This window comes from Legionella spiritensis (assembly GCF_900186965.1).
Taxonomy (GTDB): domain Bacteria; phylum Pseudomonadota; class Gammaproteobacteria; order Legionellales; family Legionellaceae; genus Legionella_C; species Legionella_C spiritensis.
The window spans coordinates 405001-421342 of sequence record NZ_LT906457.1; the positions used below are offsets into that span (position 1 = coordinate 405001).

Genomic DNA, 16342 nt, shown 5'->3' on the forward strand with positions numbered 1-16342 from the left:
AGTCATTGATGCCCCGCTTCCAGGAAAAGCTGCTAGCCATAACTTATAGAGAACCGTACCGGAAACCGACACAGGTGGACAGGTAGAGAATACTAAGGCGCTTGAGAGAACTCGGGTGAAGGAACTAGGCAAAATGGTACCGTAACTTCGGGAGAAGGTACGCCCTTGCTGGTTAGTTGTTTTACATAATGAAGCTGGTGAGGGCCGCAGAGACCAGGTGGCTGCGACTGTTTATTAAAAACACAGCACTCTGCAAATTCGTAAGAAGACGTATAGGGTGTGACGCCTGCCCGGTGCCGGAAGGTTAATTGATGGGGTTATCTTCGGAGAAGCTCTTGATCGAAGCCCCGGTAAACGGCGGCCGTAACTATAACGGTCCTAAGGTAGCGAAATTCCTTGTCGGGTAAGTTCCGACCTGCACGAATGGCGTAACGATGGCCACACTGTCTCCACCCGAGACTCAGTGAAATTGAAATCGCTGTGAAGATGCAGTGTACCCGCGGCTAGACGGAAAGACCCCGTGAACCTTTACTACAGTTTTGCACTGGACTTTGATGATAACTGTGTAGGATAGGTGGGAGGCTAAGAAGTATAAACGCTAGTTTGTATGGAGCCGACCTTGAAATACCACCCTGTTATTATTGAGGTTCTAACTTGGTCCGGTAATCCCGGATGAGGACAGTGTATGATGGGTAGTTTGACTGGGGCGGTCTCCTCCCAAAGAGTAACGGAGGAGCACAAAGGTACCCTCGGTACGGTCGGACATCGTACCAAGAGTGTAAAGGCAAAAGGGTGCTTGACTGCGAGACTGACGGGTCGAGCAGGTACGAAAGTAGGTCTTAGTGATCCGGTGGTTCTGAATGGAAGGGCCATCGCTCAACGGATAAAAGGTACTCCGGGGATAACAGGCTGATACCGCCCAAGAGTTCATATCGACGGCGGTGTTTGGCACCTCGATGTCGGCTCATCACATCCTGGGGCTGAAGCAGGTCCCAAGGGTATGGCTGTTCGCCATTTAAAGTGGTACGCGAGCTGGGTTTAGAACGTCGTGAGACAGTTCGGTCCCTATCTGCCGTGGGCGTAGGAAAATTGAGAGGAGCTGCTCCTAGTACGAGAGGACCGGAGTGGACGAACCTCTGGTGTACCGGTTGTGACGCCAGTTGCATTGCCGGGTAGCTAAGTTCGGACGGGATAACCGCTGAAAGCATCTAAGCGGGAAGCCTCCCTCAAGATGAGTTTTCCCATGAAGCCCGTTGAAGACTACGACGTTGATAGGCGAGGTGTGGAAGCGTAGTAATGCGTGAAGCTAACTCGTACTAATTGGCTGATTGTCTTGACCATATAACCTGAATGACTTCGGGTTATTGATACGAAAGATACGAAAAGAAGCAAGAACGATTGTGTTACCGAATATCTCTTTACCAGCCTGTGGTGTGCCCTGAAGAAGAAACAGGGTTACGACTCAGGATAACCGTTTTCCTGGCGATTATAGCCGTGTGGAACCACCTGATTCCATCTCGAACTCAGAAGTGAAACGCACGTACGCCGATGATAGTGTGGGGTCTCCCCATGTGAAAGTAGGTCATCGCCAGGGCTTTATTTCAAAAGTCCATTGTTATAATGGCAATATGTTCGAATGTTATCATGTCCGGACATAAATTTTGCTGGCGTAGCTCAGTTGGTAGAGCAACTGACTTGTAATCAGTAGGTCCCGGGTTCGATTCCTGGTGCCAGCACCACCTAAATCAAGTCTATATACTACTAAAGCACTTGACTTTAGTGGTTGTCTGAATGAAAATGGCGTTCTTTTTGGAGGGGTTCCCGAGCGGTCAAAGGGATCAGACTGTAAATCTGACGGCTCAGCCTTCGAAGGTTCGAATCCTTCCCCCTCCACCAGTTTGAAGAAACGACAAGCGGGTGTAGTTCAATGGTAGAACTTCAGCCTTCCAAGCTGATAGTGTGGGTTCGATTCCCATCACCCGCTCCAGGTTTGTAATTTGTCATGGATGTTATTCCGGTCTGTAGCTTTAGGCCCACATAGCTCAGGCGGTAGAGCACTTCCTTGGTAAGGAAGAGGTCGCTGGTTCGAGTCCAGTTGTGGGCACCAAAATTATGAACATTTATAAGGGGAGATTTTCCGATGGCGAAGGAAAAATTTGAACGTAAGAAGCCACACGTAAACGTAGGCACGATTGGTCACGTAGACCATGGCAAGACGACGTTGACGGCAGCAATTACGACGATTATGGCGAAGAAGTTCGGTGGTACAGCGAAAGCATACGATCAAATTGATGCTGCGCCGGAAGAAAAAGAAAGAGGGATTACGATATCGACAGCGCACGTGGAGTACGAGTCAACGAACCGTCACTATGCGCATGTGGATTGTCCTGGGCACGCGGATTATGTGAAGAACATGATTACTGGAGCGGCGCAGATGGACGGAGCGATACTGGTGGTATCGGCTGCGGATGGTCCTATGCCACAGACGAGGGAACATATATTGTTGTCGCGTCAGGTTGGTGTTCCATACATAGTTGTGTTTTTAAACAAGGCGGACATGGTAGATGACGCCGAGTTGCTGGAACTGGTTGAGATGGAAGTCAGGGATCTGTTGAGCAGTTACGAGTTTCCTGGTGATGACATACCGATCGTTGTAGGTTCTGCGCTGAAGGCGCTGGAAGGAGATACGAGTGAGATAGGCGTCCCGGCGATAGAGAAGCTGGTAGAGACTATGGACTCATACATCCCTGAGCCGGTACGAAATATAGATAAAAGCTTCCTGTTGCCGATTGAAGACGTGTTTTCAATATCCGGACGGGGAACAGTGGTAACGGGTCGGGTTGAAAGCGGAATCGTCAAGGTAGGCGAGGAAGTGGAGATTGTAGGTATACGCGATACACAGAAGACGACCTGTACGGGAGTTGAGATGTTCCGCAAGCTTCTTGATGAAGGCCGTGCGGGTGATAACGTTGGTGTGTTGTTACGCGGCACGAAACGAGATGAAGTTGAGCGTGGACAGGTATTGGCAAAGCCCGGTACCATCAAGCCGCATACGAAGTTTGAAGCGGAAGTATATGTGTTGTCCAAGGATGAAGGCGGACGACATACCCCGTTTTTCAATGGCTACAGACCGCAGTTTTATTTCAGGACGACGGACGTAACCGGCTCTTGTGATTTGCCGCAAGGTGTTGAGATGGTTATGCCTGGAGACAATGTGCAGATGACCATAAACCTGCATGCTCCAATTGCGATGGATGAAGGATTGCGTTTTGCGATTCGTGAGGGTGGCCGCACTGTTGGTGCCGGCGTCGTAGCTAAAATCATCGAGTAAAGGATGAAAGGGTGTGAATACCGTAACGTATTCACACTTGTTTTATGTTAAGTTTAGGCCAGTAGCTCAATTGGCAGAGCGGCGGTCTCCAAAACCGCAGGTTGGGGGTTCGATTCCCTCCTGGCCTGCCAACTAACAAAACATTATGAAAAATACTAGTAAATCGGTCAACAATGCAAAAGAAGTGCTGCTCTGGTTAGGTATAGCCTTAATCACGGCGGCTGCTTTTTATGGAACTTATTATTTAAAGTTTTCAACACCGGTCATTGCCATTATATGGATAGGGTGGCTGATAGCAAGTTTGATAGTTGGATATTTTACAGCTAAAGGACAACAGGTATATCAATTTGCAACAGAAGCAAAGGTAGAGTTACAGAAAGTTGTATGGCCTAGCAGGCAAGAAACGGTACAAACCACCTCCATCGTAATGATCATGGTGGCTGTGACAGGTTTTATACTGTGGGGGGTTGATTCCGGAATGACATGGGTCATAGCTAAAATAACACATTTAGGTTGAGAGCAAGGTGGAAGAGCCAAAATCAAAACAATGGTATGTTGTCCATGCCTATTCAGGATACGAAAATTTCGTGATGAGGGAAATAAAAACCCGAGCCGAACATCATCAATTACTTGATAGAATCGGTGAAGTTGTCGTGCCTTCTGAAGAAGTTGTGGAAATGCGTGCCGGCCAAAAAAGAAAAAGTACCCGGAAATTTTTTCCGGGCTACGTGCTGGTTAATATGGTCATGGATGATGAAACCTGGCATATGATTAGGGCTATTCCCAGAGTGCTGGGGTTTATTGGGGGAACAAGCCAGACACCCACGCCTATTTCTGATAAGGAAGCACAAGCCATATTGCAAAGAGTTGAGGATGGTGTCACCAAGCCAAGGCCCAAGATTTTGTTTGAGCCAGGCGAGGTTGTTAGAGTCAAGGAAGGACCGTTCGTAGACTTTAATGGTGTTGTGGAAGAGGTCAATTATGAGAAAAGCCGCTTAAGAGTTGCTGTTCTGATATTTGGTCGCTCAACTCCTGTCGAACTGGAATTCAGTCAGGTCGAAAAAACATAGTTAAAATTTGTTAGTAACCGGGGAGCCGATGTAATGGATACAGGTAATTAAACCTGATATCTACGGCGCTATACCCAAAATTGGAGTCATCATGGCTAAAAAAGTAGAAGCATATATCAAATTACAAATACCTGCAGGTAAAGCCAATCCCAGTCCGCCTGTTGGTCCAGCTTTAGGACAGCGTGGTGTGAATATCATGGAATTCTGTAAAGCGTTTAATGCCGCAACTCAGAATTTGGAGCAAGGTTTACCTACGCCTGTTGTCATTACGGTATATAGCGATCGTAGTTTTACCTTTATTACTAAAACACCGCCGGCGTCAGTACTACTTAAAAAGGCAGCGGGAATACAAAGCGGAAGCGGAAATCCCAATACTAAAAAAGTGGCTACACTGAAACGACAACAACTCGAGGAAATTGCCAAAATCAAGGAGCCCGATTTGACGGCAAGTACATTGGCTGCCGCTGTAAACAGCATTGCTGGAACAGCCAGAAGCATGGGAATCGACGTTGAAGGTTTGGAATAAGGGGTTGTGATGTCTAGGTTAAGCAAAAAACAAAGTAAAATAAGAGAAGTGGTAAAGCAAAATTATCTTTATAATGCTGCAGAAGCCATAGGTGTTTTGAAAGAATTTGCCAGTTCAAAATTTAAAGAAAGCGTGGACATAAGTGTGAATCTTGGTGTTGATCCCAGAAAATCTGACCAAATGGTTCGTACTTCTACCAACCTCCCTAAAGGAACTGGAAAAACGGTAAGAGTTGCTGTCTTTGCTCAAGGTGATAATGCTGAAAAAGCCAGAAACGCAGGCGCTGATATTGTTGGGTTTGAAGATTTGGCAGATAAAATCAAAGCTGGCGAACTGGATTTTGATGTGGTTATTGCTACTCCTGATGCCATGCGCATTGTTGGTCAGCTTGGACAAATTTTAGGGCCAAGAGGTTTAATGCCTAATCCTAAGGTCGGTACTGTAACCACCAATGTTGAAGCAGCAGTCTCCGATGCCAAATCAGGACAAATTCGCTATAAAACGGATAAAAATGGCATTATTCATTGCACTGTTGGGAAAATTGAATTTTCTGCGGAAGATCTGATGGAAAATATCGCCGCGCTGATTGTTGATTTGCGAAAGGCAAAACCTTCTACTTCAAAAGGTATTTATTTGAAAAAAATTACCTTGTCAACGACGATGGGGCCAGGATTGCCTATTGATATTTCATCAATACCTGTGTAACATATCGACCCTATTTTTGAATTCACGGCATAGACTTGGTTCGATGCCGTCGAAGACCGCAGGTGCCGAAAGGCTTAATGTCCTGCGCAGACGGTGAACCGGCTCCTGGAATAATTCAGAGACGGCCACCATAACTGTCAAATCATTATGATTTGAACAACGTAGGAGGTCATTAACGTGACGATAACATTAGCTGCAAAAAAAGCCGTAGTTGAAGAAGTCAATGAAGTTGCTTCCAAGGCTATTTCGGCAGTAGTTGCTGATTATCGTGGTTTGACTGTTAATCAAATGACCCAGCTAAGAAGTGAGGCACGTAAGTCCGGTGTTTATCTTAGGGTAGTACGAAACACACTAACCCGAAGAGCGTTTGATAATACCGATTTTGCATGTCTTAGCGACAAGTTGGTTGGTCCTTTATTTATTGCAATGTCTCTTGATGCACCAAGTGACGCAGCGCGATTGTTAAAGGAATTTGTAAAAACATTTGAAAAGCTTGAAATCAAGGCATTATCCGTAGGTGGAAAGGTATATGAAGCCGATCAACTGGAAACGGTAGCAAGCTTGCCGACTAAAGATGAAGCGATAGCTAAGTTAATGTTTGTGATGAAAGCACCAATAGAAAAATTTGTCCGAACACTTGCTGAACCACATGGCAAACTGGTCAGAACGGTTGCAGCAATTAAAGACAAAAAAGAACAGTAATTCCGATAATCAAATTAATTTTTAATTAGGAGCTAGTAATGGCTGTATCAAAAAATGAGATTCTCGATACCATCTCTAATATGACGGTAATGGAAGTTGTAGAGCTTATCGAAGCTATGGAAGAAAAATTTAACGTGTCCGCCGCTGCAGCCGCAGTTGCAGTTGCAGCCCCGGCAGCCGGTGCAACAGCTGCTGCTGAGGAAAAAACCGAGTTTGACGTGATTATGACAAGCTTCGGGGCTAACAAGGTCAATGTGATTAAAGCCATTCGTGGTATTACAGGTCTTGGTTTGAAAGAAGCGAAGGATCTGGTTGAAGGCGCACCATCTACCGTTAAGGAAGGCGTCTCTAAAGATGAAGCTGAAAGCATCAAAAAAGAGCTGGAAGAAGCTGGCGCGACTGTCGACGTCAAATAATAAAGTTGTTTATTTTTATTAAAACCCGGCCATGGTTACATGGCTGGGTTTGTGTGTTTGATTATATAAATAATTTACAGAGGAAATACCATGGCCGCCACTGCAGAAGCTAAACCTCAACAATACTCTCATGCTGAGAAAAAACGATTTCGCAAGAGCTTTGGCAGGCAGGCAGATAAAATGCCAATTCCTAATCTTTTGGATATTCAAATCAAATCCTACGAGGATTTCCTTGAGATTGGTTCCTCCCACGAAAATTTTTTTGAACTGGAATCCAGTCCCGATAATCAGAAAAAAACCGGCTTGCATGCCGCTTTCATGTCTGTTTTTCCGATAGAAAGTTTTTCCGGCAATGCCAGACTGGAATACGTTGGTTATAAAATTGGCAAGCCAGCCTTCGATGTGCGTGAATGTAAATTAAGAGGATTAACCTATTCCGCTCCGCTGCGGGTAAAAATCAGACTCGTTGTATTGGATAAGGAAGCCTCAGGCGAGCCAAAACCCGTTAAAGATATACGGGAACAAGATGTTTTTATGGGGGAAATTCCCTTAATGACTGATGTCGGTACCTTTGTTGTTAATGGTACTGAACGAGTAGTGGTATCGCAATTGCACCGCTCACCTGGTGTTATTTTTGAACATGATCGTGGAAAAACGCACTCATCAGGCAAGTTACTTTATTCCGCTCGTATCATTCCTTATCGTGGCTCCTGGCTCGATTTTGAGTTTGATCCCAAGGACAGTGTCTTTGTAAGAATTGACCGTCGACGGAAACTGCCGGTCAGTATTTTATTGCGTGCACTTGGCTATGAAGTGGAAGATATACTGTCCGAATTTTTTGAAACTACTTTGTGTCAGTTACGCAATGGTGAGTTTCATATCAATCTGATTCCATCAAGATTACGAGGGGAAATAGCATCCTTTGACATTGTGGTACCTGAAACAGGTGAATTGATTGTTGAACAAGGACGTCGAATTACGGCCCGGCATATTAAAACCATGGAAAAATTTAATATGCAAGACCTGGTGGTGCCTAATTCTTACCTGAGTGGTAAAACTCTGGCAAAAAGCGTTGTTGATACTACGACCGGTGAAGTGATTGCCCAGGCTAATGAGGAAGTTACCGACGAATTGCTTAATCAGCTTGCAGAGCGAGGTATTTTGTCATTTGAAATGATTTATACCAATGACCTGGATCATGGATCTTATATTTCAGATACATTGAAAATTGATCCGACTAATAGTCAGCTTGAAGCCCTTGTTGAAATTTATCGAATGATGCGTCCGGGAGAGCCGCCCACGAAAGAAGCAGCTGAGGCATTATTTAAAAATTTATTTTTTGCTGAGGATCGTTATGATCTGTCAGCTGTCGGCCGTATGAAATTTAACCGCCGTGTGGGACGAAAAGAAGATACAGGCCCCGGCACATTGACCAAAGAAGATATTCTGGCGGTCATCAAGACACTCATTGATATCAGAAACGGTATCGGTATGGTTGATGATATTGATCATCTGGGGAATCGACGCGTCAGAAGCGTTGGCGAGATGACTGAAAATCAATTCAGAGTCGGGTTGGTAAGAGTCGAGCGCGCCGTAAAAGAACGGTTAAGTCTGGTAGAGTCCGAAAATTTAATGCCTCAGGACTTGATCAATGCCAAGCCGGTCTCCGCCGCTATCAAGGAATTTTTTGGCTCAAGCCAGCTCTCGCAATTTATGGATCAAGTTAATCCATTGTCCGGGGTTACTCATAAGCGACGGGTTTCAGCGCTTGGCCCGGGTGGCTTGACTCGTGAACGGGCCGGATTCGAAGTTCGGGATGTGCATACCACTCACTATGGTCGTGTATGTCCAATTGAAACTCCCGAAGGACCGAATATCGGTTTGATAAATTCCCTGTCTGTTTATGCGCGTACCAACAACTATGGATTTATAGAAACACCATGCCGTAAAGTTGTTGACGGCTGTGTAACCGATGAAATTGAGTATCTGTCGGCAATAGAAGAAGTTGATCAATATATTGCTCAATCAAGTGTCGCTGTGGATGAAAAAGGCAAGATTCTGGCGGATCTGGTACCTTGCCGCCATCAAAACGAATTCTCATTGACCACGCCGGATAAAATTAATTTTATGGATGTGTCACCGAAACAAATCGTTTCGGTAGCCGCATCACTCATTCCATTCCTTGAACATGACGATGCTAACCGTGCCCTTATGGGATCGAACATGCAACGTCAGGCCGTACCTACTTTACGGTCTGAGAAACCACTGGTTGGAACGGGAATGGAACGTACCGTAGCGTCTGATTCCGGAGTTTCCGTAGTAGCCAAACGTGGTGGTATCATCGATTTGGTCGATGCCTCCCGTATCGTTGTCCGAGTGAACGATGATGAAACAACAGCCGGCGAAACCGGGGTAGATATTTATAACCTGACCAAATACTTCCGATCCAATCAGGATACGTGTATTAATCAACGACCAATTGTTTGCAAGGGTGATAGAATCCAGCGTGGTGATGTATTGGCCGATGGTCCTTGTACGGATATGGGTGAATTAGCCCTTGGGCAGAACTTGCTCGTCGCGTTTATGCCCTGGAATGGTTATAACTTTGAAGATTCCATTCTTATTTCAGAACGAATTGTTCAGGAAGACCGTTTTACCACAATTCATATCGAGGAATTAACTTGTATAGCGCGCGATACCAAACTGGGCACGGAAGAAATAACGGCGGATATTCCCAATGTCGGAGAATCGGCGTTAGCCAGCCTGGATCAATCAGGGGTTGTTTACATAGGTGCTGAAGTATCTGCCGGTGATATCCTGGTAGGAAAAGTAACACCAAAGGGTGAAACGCAACTGACTCCGGAAGAAAAGTTATTGCGCGCCATTTTTGGTGAAAAAGCGTCTGATGTGAAAGATTCCTCCTTGCGTGTTCCTTCAGGAATGAATGGCACCGTCATTGATGTGCAGGTATTTACCCGCGATGGGTTGGAAAAGGATGATCGAGCCAAGAGTATTGAGGAAGAGCACCTTGCTCGCGTGCGCAAGGATTTAATTGATGAGCGCCGTATTCGTGAAGATGATATTTATCATCGTGTTTACAATTTACTGCATGACAAATCTGCATCAGGCGGACCGGGCAGTATTAAGTCTGGCAGTAAAATAACCAAAGACTATCTGGATAAACTGGATAGAGAAAAATGGTTTGATATTCGTGTTGATGATGAAGTGATCAGTCAGCAACTTGAGCAACTTTCCAAGCAACTGGAACTTCTCGGAAAAGAGATGGAAAGTCGTTTTAACGATAGTCGTAAGAAAATCGTACAGGGTGATGATCTTGCACCCGGAGTTCTAAAAATTGTCAAGGTTTATCTCGCAGTCAAGAGACGTATACAACCTGGGGATAAAATGGCGGGACGCCACGGAAACAAGGGGGTTATCTCCATCGTTGTTCCAGTGGAAGATATGCCTTATATGGAGGATGGTACAGCTGTGGATATCGTTTTAAATCCATTGGGCGTTCCGTCTCGTATGAATATTGGCCAGGTTCTGGAAACGCATTTGGGACTGGCGGCGAAAGGGCTGGGGCATCGTATTGCCAACATGATTGATAGTAAAAAATCAATCGGAGATATCAGGGCATTTCTGGAAAAAATTTATAATCACGATGATGTTAAAAGGGTGGATCTCAAGAAGCTGGATGATGAGGAAATCACTATTCTTGCCGATAATCTGCGAGCCGGAGTTCCGATGGCTACGCCGGTATTTGACGGAGCAGGTGAAAAAGAGATCAAATCCATGCTGGAACTGGCAGGTTTGCCTGCAGATGGGAAAACCATGCTGATCGATGGCAGAACAGGTAAGAAGTTCGATAATCCGGTCACCGTCGGTTATATGTATATGTTGAAATTAAATCACCTGGTAGATGACAAGATGCATGCGCGGTCTACAGGTTCGTATAGTCTTGTGACGCAACAGCCACTCGGCGGTAAAGCGCAGTTTGGTGGACAACGCTTCGGTGAGATGGAAGTGTGGGCTCTTGAAGCCTATGGTGCTGCGTATACGTTGCAGGAAATGTTGACGGTAAAATCGGACGATGTCGGAGGACGAACGAAAATATATAAAAATATCGTGGATGGGGATCATCGCATGGATCCTGGAATGCCTGAATCATTCAACGTATTACTTAAGGAAATCAGAGCACTGGGTATTGATATCGAACTTGAACACGATTAATAAGTGCAATGATAAATTCTGACAACAATTTTTTGGAGGCATAGACTTGGCTAATCTAAGCAGCGACCCGATGAAAAAAGCACCTGTAATGAGTGATTTGCTAGGCATCCTCAAACAGCAAGGGCAAAGTGAAGAGTTTGATGCGATAAAAATTGCGCTGGCTTCTCCGGATATGATCCGCTCATGGTCCTATGGTGAAGTAAAAAAACCTGAAACGATTAATTATCGTACTTTCAAACCGGAGCGCGATGGATTATTCTGCGCCAAAATATTCGGCCCGGTAAAAGACTATGAGTGTTTGTGCGGTAAATACAAGCGACTAAAACACCGCGGTGTCATCTGCGAAAAATGCGGTGTCGAGCTTGCTCTTGCCAAAGTCCGCAGAGAGCGCATGGGGCATATTGAACTTGCAAGCCCTGTTGCACATATATGGTTCCTGAAGTCGCTACCTTCCCGAATTGGTTTGCTGCTTGATATGACCCTTAGGGATATTGAGCGTGTTTTATATTTTGAAGCATTTGTAGTTGTTGATCCTGGCATGACCGAGCTGGAACGAGGACAATTGCTCAATGATGAGGTCTATCTTGAGGCCATGGAGCAATACGGGGATGAGTTTGATGCGCGAATGGGCGCGGAGGCGATCCGTGATTTGCTGCGGCAGATAGATTTGGAAGAAGAGATTAAATCACTGCGCGAAGAGTTGCCGACAACTAATTCAGAAACCAAAATTAAAAAAATTACCAAACGACTGAAATTATTGGAAGCATTTTATGAGTCCGGTAATAAGCCGGAATGGATGATTATGGATGTGCTTCCTGTTTTGCCACCTGATTTAAGGCCGTTGGTTCCGCTGGATGGTGGAAGATTCGCAACATCTGATCTGAATGACCTGTACAGGCGTGTGATAAATCGTAACAATCGATTAAAGCGCCTGCTTGATCTTAACGCGCCTGATATCATAGTTCGCAATGAAAAGAGAATGCTGCAGGAATCTGTAGACGCCTTGCTGGATAATGGTCGCAGAGGCCGCGCAATTACAGGCACAAACAAGCGTCCTTTAAAATCCCTGGCTGACATGATTAAAGGTAAACAAGGTCGTTTCAGACAGAATCTGCTTGGAAAACGTGTTGATTATTCCGGTCGTTCAGTTATTGTGGTTGGTCCGACACTGCGCCTGCATCAGTGTGGATTACCTAAAAAAATGGCTTTGGAATTGTTCAAGCCATTTATTTTCAGCAAACTGGAATTTAGAGGTCTTGCAACAACGATCAAGGCGGCCAAAAAAATGGTCGAACGTGAAGAGCCCGTTGTATGGGATATACTGGATGACGTTATTCGTGAACATCCTATTTTACTGAACCGCGCACCTACGCTGCACCGTCTTGGTATTCAGGCTTTTGAACCCGTTCTTATTGAAGGTAAGGCGATACAGTTACATCCGTTAGTCTGTACGGCTTATAACGCGGACTTTGATGGTGACCAGATGGCAGTGCATGTTCCATTAACTCTGGAAGCACAGCTTGAAGCCCGTTCCTTGATGATGTCAACCAATAATATTTTATCCCCGGCAAGTGGTGAACCGATTATCGTGCCAAGCCAGGATGTTGTGTTAGGCCTTTATTACCTGACGCGGGAACGTGTTAACGCGCTCGGTGAGGGAAAAATATTTGCCAGTGCTCAGGAAGCACAGAATTTTTATGAGGCCGGACTTGTTGATATTCACGCTAAAGTGAAAATCAGGATGAAAAAGGATGAAGAAGACGGTAGCGATGAGGGTAGAGGTGGTCATCATCTGGTTGATACCACTATAGGACGTGCCATTCTTTCTGATATTTTGCCGCAAGGCATGCCGTTCTCCCATATCAACAGGACTATGACCAAAAAGACAATTTCCAAAGTGGTCGATACGTGTTACAGAAAATTTGGTCTTAAGGAAACCGTTATTTTTGCAGACCAGTTGATGTATACCGGATTTAAGTACGCGACCAGAGCCGGGGCGTCTATTGGAATTGAAGATATGGAAATTCCCGATGACAAGGCAGCTATCATTGAACAGGCCGATAATGAGGTTCGTGAAATTGAAGCCCAATATCGCTCCGGTCTGGTAACAAACGGTGAACGTTATAATAAAGTTATTGATATCTGGTCACGAACCAATGAAATGGTTGCCAAGTCAATGATGACAAAAATTGCTACGGAAGAAGTGACCGATCGTGATGGTAATGTTGTCAGACAGGAATCATTCAATCCTATTTTTATGATGGCTGATTCCGGAGCACGGGGCTCGGCGGCCCAGATAAGACAGTTGGCCGGTATGCGGGGACTTATGGCGGCTCCCGACGGGTCAATCATTGAAACACCCATTACCGCTAATTTCCGCGAAGGATTGAATGTATTCCAATACTTTATTTCAACACACGGTGCTCGTAAAGGTTTGGCGGATACCGCGTTGAAAACGGCTAACTCGGGTTATTTGACAAGACGCCTGGTTGACGTGGCACAGGATGTTGTTATTACGCAGGACGATTGCGGTACAGAAAACGGTATCCTGATGCAGCCCTTGATTGAGGGTGGAGATATAGTAGAACCATTACATGAACGTGTTCTTGGCCGTGTTGTTGCCAAAGATGTTTATGTGCCAAATCATGACGATCCTGTTGTTACAGCTGGTACTTTGCTTGATGAAGATTGGGTGGATAAACTGGAACGCCTGGGTGTGGATCAAATTATGGTTCGTTCACCAATTACATGCGAAACCCGTTTTGGATTATGCGCAAATTGTTACGGGCGTGATTTGGCGCGAGGACATTTGGTCAATACCGGAGAAGCAGTCGGAATTATTGCCGCCCAGTCCATCGGTGAGCCGGGAACCCAGCTTACGATGCGTACGTTCCATATCGGTGGTGCGGCATCACGAGCAACAGCCGCCAACAATATCCAGATTAAAAACAAAGGCGTTATCCGTCTTCACAACATTAAAACAGTAACGCATGAGAATGGTAATCTGGTTGCCGTTTCACGTTCGGGAGAAGTTTCTATCGTTGATGATTTCGGTCGTGAACGCGAACGTTACAAGCTGCCTTACGGTGCCGTGTTGACCGTTCATGACAATATGTCAGTCGAGGCAGGACAGATTATTGCAAGCTGGGATCCTCATACCCACCCGGTTATATCCGAGGTTAGTGGAAAACTCAAATTTATTGATTTGATAGAGGGTTTGACGATGAATCGTCAGGTCGATGAAATGACCGGCTTGAGTAATATTGTTGTAACGGATGCCAAACAGCGTAGTGCGGCCGGGCGCGATCTGAGGCCTATGGTTAAACTGGTCTCCGATGATGGTGACGATATTTATCTGTCTGGTACTAACGTTCCCGCGCAATACTATCTTCCGGTTGACGCCATTATTAATTTTGAGGATGGCCATAATGTGGGTGTTGGTGATGTCATCGCCCGTATCCCGCAGGAACGTTCCAAAACCCGCGATATAACAGGGGGCTTGCCGCGTGTTGCCGACTTGTTTGAAGCCAGAAAACCAAAAGACGCGGCTGTGATGGCCGAGGCTTCCGGATTGGTTAATTTTGGTAAGGAAACGAAAGGGAAACGTCGTCTGATCATTACCGCATCTGAAAACGAGTCTTATGAAGAGCTGATTCCCAAATGGCGCCACATTTCAGTATTTGAAGGGGAGCATGTCGAGCGCGGGGAAGTCATTGCCGAGGGACCGTTAAATCCGCACGATATCTTGCGTTTGCTGGGTGTCGGGGCACTGGCTAATTATATCGTTAATGAAGTACAGGATGTGTATCGCCTGCAAGGTGTAAAAATTAACGACAAGCACATTGAGACTATCGTAAGGCAAATGCTTCGAAAACGCATTATTACTTCATCCGGGGATTCCAGATTTCTCGTTGGAGAACAGGTCGAAGAAAGTATTATGTTGCACGAGAATGACAAACTGGCAGCAGACGGGAAAGAGATGGCGCAAGGTATTCCAATCCTCCTTGGAATAACGAAAGCTTCTCTCGCCACGGAATCGTTTATTTCCGCCGCGTCCTTCCAGGAAACAACAAGAGTTCTTACGGAAGCTGCCGTCAGCGGTAAAGTGGATGATCTTCGAGGATTGAAGGAAAATGTTATGGTTGGTCGGTTAATCCCAGCTGGAACAGGGTACGCCTATCATCAAGGCCGTAAGGCTAAACGCGCTAAAGCTGCAGGTGCTGAGCATGGCGCACATACTGTGACTGCAAGTGATGTTGAGCATGCATTGAGTGAAGCGTTGAACGCAGACAATCATGATCATTAATTCGGATCCATCTTCGGCAGAGTTGAACTTGACAAATCTGCCGGAGCTATATAGAATCCGGCCTCCTTATGCATTCAAAATATAGACAAGCGAAAGTTCGGAGTTAACAATAAATGGCTACTATTAATCAGTTAGTAAGAAAGCCTCGCGTGGACGCTAAAAAGAAGAGTAACGTCCCTGCTTTGGAATCCTGTCCACAGCGAAGAGGTGTATGCACACGTGTATACACAACAACGCCTAAAAAACCAAACTCGGCAATGCGTAAGGTTGCGCGTGTACGGTTAACAAACGGTTACGAGGTATCTTCCTATATCGGTGGAGAAGGCCACAATTTGCAAGAGCACTCTGTGGTGTTAATACGAGGCGGAAGAGTGAAGGATTTGCCGGGGGTTCGTTATCATACCGTGCGTGGAAGTCTGGATACTTCAGGCGTTAACGATCGTAAGCAAGGCCGTTCCAAGTATGGTACGAAAAAGCCGAAAGATAAGAAATAATCTGATTGTAGGAAATTGACATGCCAAGAAGAAGAGAAGTACCCAAACGCGAAATTTTGCCGGATCCCAAGTATCATAGTGAACTGCTGGCGAAATTTATTAATGTGTTAATGATTAACGGTAAAAAATCCATTGCTGAAAAGATTATTTATGGCGCATTGGATGTGATGAATGAGCGCATAAAGAAAAATAAAAAGCATGACGAGGAAGGTGGCGAGGAAACTGGTTCAAGCGGAACAGGTTCGCATGCCGTGCTGCATTATTTTGAAAAAGCTCTTGATAATGTAAGACCCAGTGTCGAAGTGCGTTCAAGAAGGGTGGGTGGCGCAACTTATCAGGTTCCGGTTGAAGTCCGAACCGACAGAAGTATCGCCCTGGGAATGCGCTGGATTGTCCAGGCAGCACGCTCACGCGGTGAAAAAGGTATGATGCTGCGGTTGGCAGGTGAGCTGTCAGATGCCTTTGAAAACAAAGGTTCGTCAGTCAAGAAACGTGAAGATACCCATAAAATGGCAAAAGCCAATCAGGCTTTCGCTCATTTCAGATGGAATTAAAAGAG

11 protein-coding genes, 5 tRNA genes and 2 rRNA genes (1 of these 18 cut by a window edge) are annotated in these 16342 nt (G+C 45.6%); all 18 read left to right on the top strand.

Annotation, left to right across the window (positions count from 1 at the left end):
• Window positions 1-1341 (top strand): 23S ribosomal RNA (locus CKW05_RS01855) (it extends 1552 nt beyond the left edge of the window).
• Window positions 1342-1478: 137 nt separating this feature from the next.
• A 5S ribosomal RNA gene (gene rrf, locus CKW05_RS01860) occupies window positions 1479-1594 on the top strand.
• Window positions 1595-1663: 69 nt separating this feature from the next.
• A tRNA-Thr gene (locus CKW05_RS01865) sits at window positions 1664-1739 on the top strand.
• A gap of 72 nt (window positions 1740-1811) precedes the next feature.
• A tRNA-Tyr gene (locus CKW05_RS01870) sits at window positions 1812-1896 on the top strand.
• Between the two features lie 17 nt (window positions 1897-1913).
• Window positions 1914-1987 (top strand) — tRNA-Gly (locus tag CKW05_RS01875).
• 44 nt (window positions 1988-2031) lie between these two features.
• A tRNA-Thr gene (locus CKW05_RS01880) sits at window positions 2032-2107 on the top strand.
• 33 nt (window positions 2108-2140) lie between these two features.
• A complete protein-coding gene (tuf, locus tag CKW05_RS01885) occupies window positions 2141-3331 on the top strand; it encodes an elongation factor Tu (protein WP_058483732.1) in 1191 nt (396 codons plus the stop codon).
• 55 nt (window positions 3332-3386) lie between these two features.
• Window positions 3387-3462, top strand: a tRNA-Trp gene (locus tag CKW05_RS01890).
• 14 nt (window positions 3463-3476) lie between these two features.
• The gene (secE, locus tag CKW05_RS01895) at window positions 3477-3848 is read left to right on the top strand and encodes a preprotein translocase subunit SecE (protein ID WP_058483742.1); all 372 of its coding nucleotides are present in this window, start codon (window positions 3477-3479) and stop codon (window positions 3846-3848) included.
• Window positions 3849-3855: 7 nt separating this feature from the next.
• The gene (nusG, locus tag CKW05_RS01900; RefSeq protein ID WP_058483741.1) at window positions 3856-4401 is read left to right on the top strand and encodes a transcription termination/antitermination protein NusG; all 546 of its coding nucleotides are present in this window, start codon (window positions 3856-3858) and stop codon (window positions 4399-4401) included.
• A 91-nt stretch (window positions 4402-4492) separates the two neighbouring features.
• On the top strand, window positions 4493-4927 hold the full coding sequence (gene rplK / locus CKW05_RS01905; protein WP_058483740.1) for a 50S ribosomal protein L11: 435 nt from the start codon (window positions 4493-4495) through the stop codon (window positions 4925-4927).
• A 9-nt stretch (window positions 4928-4936) separates the two neighbouring features.
• On the top strand, window positions 4937-5632 hold the full coding sequence (gene rplA / locus CKW05_RS01910; protein ID WP_058483739.1) for a 50S ribosomal protein L1: 696 nt from the start codon (window positions 4937-4939) through the stop codon (window positions 5630-5632).
• 177 nt (window positions 5633-5809) lie between these two features.
• Window positions 5810-6334, top strand: coding sequence for a 50S ribosomal protein L10 (gene rplJ, locus CKW05_RS01915; RefSeq protein ID WP_058483738.1), 525 nt, complete (start codon window positions 5810-5812; stop codon window positions 6332-6334).
• 38 nt (window positions 6335-6372) lie between these two features.
• Window positions 6373-6750, top strand: coding sequence for a 50S ribosomal protein L7/L12 (rplL, locus tag CKW05_RS01920; protein WP_058483737.1), 378 nt, complete (start codon window positions 6373-6375; stop codon window positions 6748-6750).
• A 90-nt stretch (window positions 6751-6840) separates the two neighbouring features.
• Window positions 6841-10983: a DNA-directed RNA polymerase subunit beta gene (rpoB, locus tag CKW05_RS01925; RefSeq protein WP_058483736.1), complete on the top strand. Its 4143-nt coding sequence runs from the start codon at window positions 6841-6843 to the stop codon at window positions 10981-10983.
• A gap of 88 nt (window positions 10984-11071) precedes the next feature.
• Window positions 11072-15289: a DNA-directed RNA polymerase subunit beta' gene (gene rpoC / locus CKW05_RS01930; RefSeq protein ID WP_058483752.1), complete on the top strand. Its 4218-nt coding sequence runs from the start codon at window positions 11072-11074 to the stop codon at window positions 15287-15289.
• Between the two features lie 113 nt (window positions 15290-15402).
• A complete protein-coding gene (gene rpsL / locus CKW05_RS01935) occupies window positions 15403-15783 on the top strand; it encodes a 30S ribosomal protein S12 (RefSeq protein ID WP_058483735.1) in 381 nt (126 codons plus the stop codon).
• Window positions 15784-15803: 20 nt separating this feature from the next.
• Complete coding sequence (gene rpsG / locus CKW05_RS01940) at window positions 15804-16337, top strand: 30S ribosomal protein S7 (RefSeq protein ID WP_058483734.1); 534 nt, start codon at window positions 15804-15806, stop codon at window positions 16335-16337.
• Window positions 16338-16342 lie beyond the last annotated feature (5 nt).